Source organism: Legionella gratiana (assembly GCF_001467695.1).
Taxonomy (GTDB): domain Bacteria; phylum Pseudomonadota; class Gammaproteobacteria; order Legionellales; family Legionellaceae; genus Legionella; species Legionella gratiana.
Genome location: NZ_LNYE01000022.1, coordinates 310,553 through 318,047, shown reverse-complemented (window position 1 = coordinate 318,047; position 7,495 = coordinate 310,553). Strand labels below are relative to the sequence as shown.

Sequence of the window (7,495 nt, the reverse complement as noted above, 5' to 3'; positions counted from 1 at the left end):
GCAGAGCAGCAAGCACCTGCAGAGCAGCAAGCACCTGCAGAGCAGCAAGCGCCCGCAGAACAACAAGCACCTGCAGAACAACAAGCGCCTGAAGTGCAACAAGCACCTGCAGAGCAGCAAGTGCCCGCAGAACAACAAGCGCCTGAAGTGCAACAAGCGCCTGAAGTGCAACAAGCACCTGAAGTGCAACAAGCACCTGCAGAACAACAAGCACCTGCAGAAGAACAAGCGCCTGAAGTGCAACAAGCACCTGAAGTGCAACAAGCACCTGCAGAACAACAAGCACCTGCAGAGCAACAAACACCTGCGGAACAGCAAGCGCCCGCAGAACAACAAGCACCTGAAGTGCAACAAGCACCTGAAGTGCAACAAGCACCTGCAGAACAACAAGCACCTGCAGAACAACAAGCACCTGCAGAACAACAAGCACCTGAAGTGCAACAAACACCTGCAGAGCAGCAAGCACCCGCAGAACAACAAGCGCCTGAAGTGCAACAAACACCTGCAGAGCAGCAAGCACCCGCAGCACAACAAGCGCCTGAAGTGCAACAAGTACCTGAAGTACAACAAGCGCCTGCAGAACAACAAGCACCTGCAGTGCAACAAGCGCCTGTCGAACAACAAACACCTGCAGGGCAACAAGCGCCTGCAGAACAACAAGCACCTGCAGTTCAGCAAGCGCCTGCAGAGCAACAAGCGCCTGCAGAGCAACAAGCGCCTGCAGAGCAACAAACCCCTGCTACTCCACAGCAACCCTAAAAGGAGAATTCTTTACGCTGCTTGCTATGGAAAAGACACTCTGTAATTAAAACTATCTATGAGGACAATTGGTTAAAAATCCAAGCATTAGACGAATCTTGAGTAAAAAATAAATCACTCATCGCATACCCCACAACCGCAGCTAGAGTATTATCAAAATAAACGAGGGGGACTCTCTCTCTTAGCCAGGGAGGTATTCCCCACTCTTGAAAGAGTTTTTTTAATCGCTTTCTCTGCCCGTGCAAAAAAAATACTTCTCCTCCCTGCCTAAATCGAATAGATATTGTCGCATTTTGTGGAATAACTAAACCTTGGTTTGCCTTTTTTGCCATTAACTTAATTTCCAGATTATTTAAATTTAATGGGAAAGGAAACTCAGACCATTCAATATAAGAGGGTAACTCACGTCTACTTTTCTTATCTAAATAAAGATAATTTTGATAACGACGGACCGAAATAGTTCCCCAACTAACTAGAGGAGCAGCATCTTGACTGGCAAAAATTACTTCATGGATCAAACGATGAAATGTAACAGTTGAAGGCAATTGAATTTGATTATTTTTCAACCAAAATCTTAGGACATTTACTACTCGGTCAAAATGCAAACTCTTAAGTGCTTCAATAGACAAAGAATTGCCTGTTAAGGGCTTTAATGCTTTATTTATTTCTTGCAAAGACAGATCATTTGCTGCCAATACATCTAAATTTCTTTTAGCTTGCTGGCAATGATTCGCCGTGCGTGCAATTTTCCCTACAACTCCAGGCCATTTACTTTTCAACAAAGGCATAATTTCTTGACGCAAATAATTACGAGAATAAGTTACGTCATGATTGCTCTCATCTTCAACCCAACTTAATTGATGCAAAAATGCATAATGCTCCAATTGCTCACGAGAATGGTATAAAAAAGGTCTAACAAGCAATCCTAATCCAAATTGAGTCAACTCAGACATAGCTGCTAAACCATCAACTCCTGCCCCTCGAAATAATTGCAGAAGGACGGTCTCGGCTTGATCATCCAAATGATGGCCTAAAATCAAGCAGTCTTGTTCATTTACTAAAGAGGAAAAAACTGAATAGCGTGCTATTCGAGCTCTCTCCTCAATGTTTGCTGATTGATCAAATTGTACTGATTGCGTTCTAAAGAAAATACCCCATTCCTGACAAAACTGTTTGCAGTGCTCTTGCCAACCAGAAGCATTGGCATTAATACCATGATTTATATGTACTGCAACTAACTTTTTTAATAAGTTTGGGTGAGAGGCAAGAACATGCAAAAGTACGGTCGAATCAAGCCCTCCACTATACCCAACAATTAATTGATTGAACTGACTTAGACGTAAAGACCACTCTGAACTTAATAAAGCTTTAATCACATGCTCCCATAGCCATAAATTTTTGATATCTACTTTCAACTAATTGATCTAAAGGCATCTTTCTTAAAACATGCAACTCATTTACCAAAATACTTTTCAAGCGAGCAGCCATCTCATCAACATTACGATGAGCACCTCCTAACGGTTCAGGAACTACGATATCAATTAACTTATTTTCTAAAATTTTATCTGCAGTAATTCTCATTGCACGCGCAGCCTCACTTGCCTTAGATGCATCTTTCCATAAAATTGAAGCACAACCTTCAGGAGAAATTACTGAATAAATTCCAAATTGCAGCATTAATACTCGGTCTCCCACACCAATTGCCAATGCGCCTCCAGATCCAGCCTCTCCAGTTACCACACAGAGAATTGGTGTTTTAAGCCGTGACATTACAAAAAGATTGCGCGCAATTGCTTCAGACTGATTTCGCTCTTCAGCCCCTATTCCAGGATATGCTCCTGCTGTATCTATAAAAGTAAAAATAGGCAACTTAAATTTCTCAGCCATATTCATCAAACGTAACGCTTTTCGGTATTCTTCTGGGCGTGCCATTCCAAAATTTCGATATACTTTTTCTTTAGTACGTTTCCCTTTTTGATGACCGAGCACCATTACTGGCTCACCATTTAAACGTGCTAAGCCACCAATAATTGCTGGAGCTGAAGAACAGCTTCTATCCCCATGTAGCTCCTGAAAATCAGTAAAAATACGCTCGATATAATCGGTAGTCTGTGGTCTAAGCGGGTGTCTTGCCATTTGAGCAATTTGCCATGGTTCTAAATTAGAAAAAACTTGCGCTGTCAGCTCGGAACATTTTGTTTGAAGTCGGACTATTTCATCACTTAAATTTACTTCGTTATCATTACCAACCATTCGAAGTGCTTCAATTTTCTGGTTTAACTCTTCGATGGGTTGCTCAAAATCCAAAAATTGTCGGCTCATTCAATACCTTTTGGTGAATTAAATATCATGGTATATGATAACCGTAACCGTTAATTGATGCCAGATTTTAACAAAATATGATCATCACTGAATTTAATCCTTTAAACACACAAAACTGTATTTTAAACGAAGCTCGTATTGATCTTTGGCAATTTTCATTGGCAAATGAATTAAAAAATACACATCAACTGCTAAACTCAGAAGAACAGGCGCGGGCTGATCGATTCCATTTCAGTAGACACAAACGGCGTTTCTCTACAGCTCGAGCAGTCATGAGAATCATTTTAGCGCGGTACTTAAACATTTATCCAGAAGCCATTAAGTTTACTTATAATGCGCATGGGAAACCAGAAGTGATCAATTCAGCAAAGTTGCAATTTAATCTCAGTCATAGTGGCGATTTGGCTCTTTTGGCAGTAGGGAAAGGATTTCCTATGGGAATTGACATAGAAAAATATTCCGCCCGACCTTATAAAGGAATAGCAAAAAATTTATTTTCCGAACAAGAATATGAGGAGTTTATTAAAATACCTCAAGCCTTAAAACCTGCTGTTTTTTTTCATGTTTGGGCACAAAAAGAGGCGTTCATTAAAGCATGCGGTTTAGGGCTTTCTTACCCAACAAAAGAGTTTAGCGTTCCTACTTCGATGCCTACGAAACAATTAGTCGATGATCCATTGCATCACGTCACTTGGCAATTACGCTCCTTTATGCCTGAAATAGCATGCAGTGGAGCCTTATGTCATCATCCTACAGTACGAGAGATCAGACATGGATTGATACAATTACAACAAAATGATTCTTTGATATTTCAGGTATAGATTCATATGCATTTTACTTCATCACAACTTACTTTGTTACAGCTACTTGGAGATGGTTCCTGCCATAGCGGTTCTGAATTAGGATCTGTTTTGGGTATTACACGATCGGCTATATGGAAACAAATAAACCATTTAATTGAATTAGGAATTCCTATAAAACGACTTCCCAATCAAGGGTACCAATTACTTAATCAATTAATACTTTTAGACAAACAACAAATTAGTGAGTACTTTTTATTGGAAAAATTAGTGACTCCATTTAATTTGCATCTATTTACATCAATTGACTCAACAAATCGTTATCTAAAAGATTTACCTATCTCCAATATGGTGGATATTTGTTGTGCTGAAATTCAAACTCATGGCAGAGGTCGATTTGGTAGGCAATGGTATTCTCCCTTTGGAGAAAATATTTACTGTTCTAGCCGTTGGAATCTAAACTACGACCTTACGAAACTCTCAGGATTAAGCCTAGTAACAAGTCTAGCTGTTTTAGCCACTTTGAATGAGCTCGAATTATCATCGAATATCAAAATTAAATGGCCGAATGATATTTTATGGAATGATAAAAAATTATGTGGCAGCTTGATTGAAATTATTACAGAATCCAATAGTACTATCCAAGTCATTATTGGTATTGGCTTAAACGTTAATACCGATACACAAAAATATTCTCTTCCTGATAAGCCTTGGTGTTCTTTATATGAAATCACTCAGCAGCATTTTGATCGTAATTTTTTGCTAGCAAAGCTTATCACCCATTTAGAGCGCTATTTAATTCAATTCGTTGATAATGATTTAAGTCATTTTATGCATGAATGGAACAAAGCAGATTATCTATTTGGAAAACGCATCAAAGTCATGCAGACCTTAAATACGTTCACTGGTATCGCGTGCGGAATTAATCCGCTAGGTCAATTAATACTGCAAGATGAATCGGGTCAAAAACACTTCCTCTCATCTGGAGATACATCGCTTCATGAACAATAAAAAGGTAAGAATATAAAAAGTTTTACAAAATCATATTAAAGTTTCATGAAGTTGTGCGCGGATTATAAGAAGTTATCTACAAAAATCAATGATTTTAAGGTTTGTCCCAAGTTTATTTATGGAACTCGGGACTGGATGAGCTGCGAGGAAATCAATTTATACTGTTTCTTCAGATTCATCTGATTGCTTTTCTTGTTGTATACGCAAATAAATTTCTTCACGGTGGACGGATACATCTTTTGGCGCATTGATACCTAAGCGAACTTGATTTCCTTTTACGCCGAGCACGGTAATATTTACATCATCCCCGATAATTAAGGTTTCACCTATACGCCGAGTCAAAATTAACATAAAAATCTCCCTAACAAAGCAGCTACCTATCCCTCCACAGAACTTCCATGGTATTCTTGATAGCTACGAAACTACTAAGAAACAAAGCAATACTTGTCGTACGAATTTAATTTTACACTGTGATTCTTAACAAAGTATTAAGAACCCTTTTTAAATGCTTCTTTTTTTGTTCTAATAAGAAATTTATTCAAGTAAATTCATGGAGGAACAGTAGAATACATGGGTAATTTTTTTTCGATTAAACAATAAATAAACAGCATAAAACCTAATTGTAATACTATGAAACTAAAATGAACGAGATGCATTTGAATGCATAAAACTAAAATTAAAAAAGAAACATTCATGAGCAATTGGCCTAATAAGATTGTTGAAACCTTGACGCCCGATTGTCTCAATCTTTGGTATGCGTGCTTTCTATGAGGATGAGACCAATTTTCTTTATGAAGTATTCTCCGTATCAAAGTAACACTCGCATCAAAAAGAAACAAACCGTTTAGCATAAACCAATATAAAATAGATATATGGAACTTTTGTTGTGCCATTAAAGCAATACAAAAAGTAATCAATCCCAAGGTGGCACTTCCAACATCCCCCATAAACAAGCGTGCGGGTGGGAAATTGAAAAATAAAAAACCTATAAGACTAAAGATGAGAATAAAACAAAAATCTTGATAGAACGTAGCGTCACTTATCCCAAAAAAAACCGCATAAGCACTTAATAAAAAAATGGCTTGTGACGCACAAAAACCATCAATTCCATCCATAAAATTAAAATGGTTAATAGCCCAAAGAACCGTAAAAAAGATAAACGGAATTATGAGAAAGGAATAATTAATCATGACTCCCAAGTCTAACTGTGCAGGTCTCATAAAAATGGCAACTAATAAAGCAATACCACATTGATTAAAAAATCTTATCTTTACTGACAAATGATAAAGATCATCCAAAAAGCTTACTGCAGCAAGAAAAAAAATACAGAGCAAAAAAATGAATTGCTCATCAAAAGATGTCTGCGTCATGTAACTAAGAATAGGTAACGAAATTAACGTCAACCCAATAAAAATGAGCCCACCTCCTCTAACTGTAGGCACGGAATGCATTGATCGATTATTGGGTTTGTCCATAAGAAGTGTATCTTGTGCAATAATACAATATGCCTTCGTCAACATTATTGAAAAAACTAAAGAAAAGAAACTAAGAATTAAATTCACTTTGATACCATGCAACAGTTTTTTTTAATCCTTCGACAGAGCTCACAGGAGGGTTCCAACCTAATTGTGATTTTATCTTATTACTGTCTATTTCTAAAGAAGAAAACAAACGGGTATTAAGATTTCGCATACCAAGAAACTGAAAAGTATACATCATTAAAGAAACAGGAAAAGGGAGTAACCAAATTTTAATGTTCATCTCTTTAGCAATAAGTTGCAGCAAATGCGGCACAGAAAATGAGTCATCATCTGCCACCAAATAAGTTTGATTAGCTGCTGCAGGATGAGTCACTAAAAGGCATAAGGCAGAAATTAAATTCTCTATATAGATAAAATGGCGCTTATTTTGAACTTTAGCAAAAGGTAATGGTACTTTTTTTCTGACTAACTGTAACATTTTCAAAAAATTAGCTTTAACCCCAGGACCATAAATTAAAGGGGGTCTAACTACAACTACTTCCATGAGTGTTTTTTGACTAATTTCCTGTAAATGTTGCTCCGCATAAAACTTACTTTTCCCATAAGGATCTTCTGGTTCAGCCTTAGTTTCTTCAGAAAAAGGCGCCCCCTCCACTGTTAACTCTCCATTAACTTTAATAGAGCTTAAAAATATAAAACGTTTGACCTGATGCTTGGCCGCTTGTTCAGCAAGATTTTTTGTTGCAACAGTATTGATTTTGTAATATTCATCTAGAGCTGATTCTGCCTTTTCCTTCATAATGTGGACCCTGGCTGCCAAATGGATGACAACATCAATACCTATGAGTGCCTTACTCCAGTCAGTCTCGAACTCTAATCGATTCATTATGACTTGTTCGGCTTCAAGCCAATCTACCTTTTTAGATACAGCGCATCGCACCCCATAACCTGAACGGATCAGGGCGGGTACTAATTTTCTTCCTACAAATCCAGTCGCACCGGTAACTAATATTTTTGACATAATTCTACCTGAAAACTAACTTAGTGCTATGATAACAAATAATTACACCAAATTAAGATAATTTTCCTAAATCACCTGTCGCCAACTTCCCTAATTTAGAG

General features: G+C 37.7%; 8 protein-coding genes. 3 read left to right on the top strand and 5 right to left on the bottom strand.

Features of this window, described 5'->3' with window-relative positions; genetic code table 11:
• Nucleotides 1–759: hypothetical protein (locus Lgra_RS09285; RefSeq protein ID WP_193786664.1), on the top strand; the 759-nt coding region annotated here is incomplete at its 5' end.
• 56 nt (nt 760–815) lie between these two features.
• Here Lgra_RS09285 and tilS read toward each other — a convergent pair.
• Entirely contained in the window at nt 816–2,135 is a 1,320-nt protein-coding gene (tilS, locus tag Lgra_RS09280; RefSeq protein WP_058499282.1) for a tRNA lysidine(34) synthetase TilS, read from the bottom strand.
• Nucleotides 2,128–3,081, bottom strand: coding sequence for an acetyl-CoA carboxylase carboxyltransferase subunit alpha (locus Lgra_RS09275; RefSeq protein WP_058498972.1), 954 nt, complete (start codon nt 3,079–3,081; stop codon nt 2,128–2,130). The genes tilS and Lgra_RS09275 overlap by 8 nt, the downstream gene beginning before the upstream one ends.
• Nucleotides 3,082–3,158: 77 nt before the next feature.
• Here Lgra_RS09275 and Lgra_RS09270 point away from each other — a divergent pair, with 77 nt between their 5' ends.
• Both Lgra_RS09270 and Lgra_RS09265 read left to right on the top strand, forming a co-directional pair.
• Nucleotides 3,159–3,902, top strand: coding sequence for a 4'-phosphopantetheinyl transferase family protein (locus tag Lgra_RS09270; protein WP_058498971.1), 744 nt, complete (start codon nt 3,159–3,161; stop codon nt 3,900–3,902).
• Nucleotides 3,903–3,908: 6 nt separating this feature from the next.
• Nucleotides 3,909–4,892: a biotin--[acetyl-CoA-carboxylase] ligase gene (locus Lgra_RS09265; protein ID WP_058498970.1), complete on the top strand. Its 984-nt coding sequence runs from the start codon at nt 3,909–3,911 to the stop codon at nt 4,890–4,892.
• A gap of 156 nt (nt 4,893–5,048) precedes the next feature.
• Here Lgra_RS09265 and csrA read toward each other — a convergent pair whose 3' ends face one another.
• The 3 genes from csrA to Lgra_RS09250 all read right to left on the bottom strand — a co-directional run bounded on the left by csrA (nt 5,049) and on the right by Lgra_RS09250 (nt 7,394).
• On the bottom strand, nt 5,049–5,243 hold the full coding sequence (gene csrA, locus Lgra_RS09260) for a carbon storage regulator CsrA (protein ID WP_003636647.1): 195 nt from the start codon (nt 5,241–5,243) through the stop codon (nt 5,049–5,051).
• A 197-nt stretch (nt 5,244–5,440) separates the two neighbouring features.
• Nucleotides 5,441–6,454 (bottom strand): MraY family glycosyltransferase, encoded by a 1,014-nt coding sequence (locus tag Lgra_RS09255; protein WP_172468391.1) that lies wholly within the window; start codon nt 6,452–6,454, stop codon nt 5,441–5,443.
• The gene (locus tag Lgra_RS09250) at nt 6,438–7,394 is read right to left on the bottom strand and encodes a UDP-glucose 4-epimerase family protein (protein WP_058498969.1); all 957 of its coding nucleotides are present in this window, start codon (nt 7,392–7,394) and stop codon (nt 6,438–6,440) included. Before Lgra_RS09250 ends, Lgra_RS09255 begins: the two co-directional genes overlap by 17 nt.
• Nucleotides 7,395–7,495: the final 101 nt, after the last annotated feature.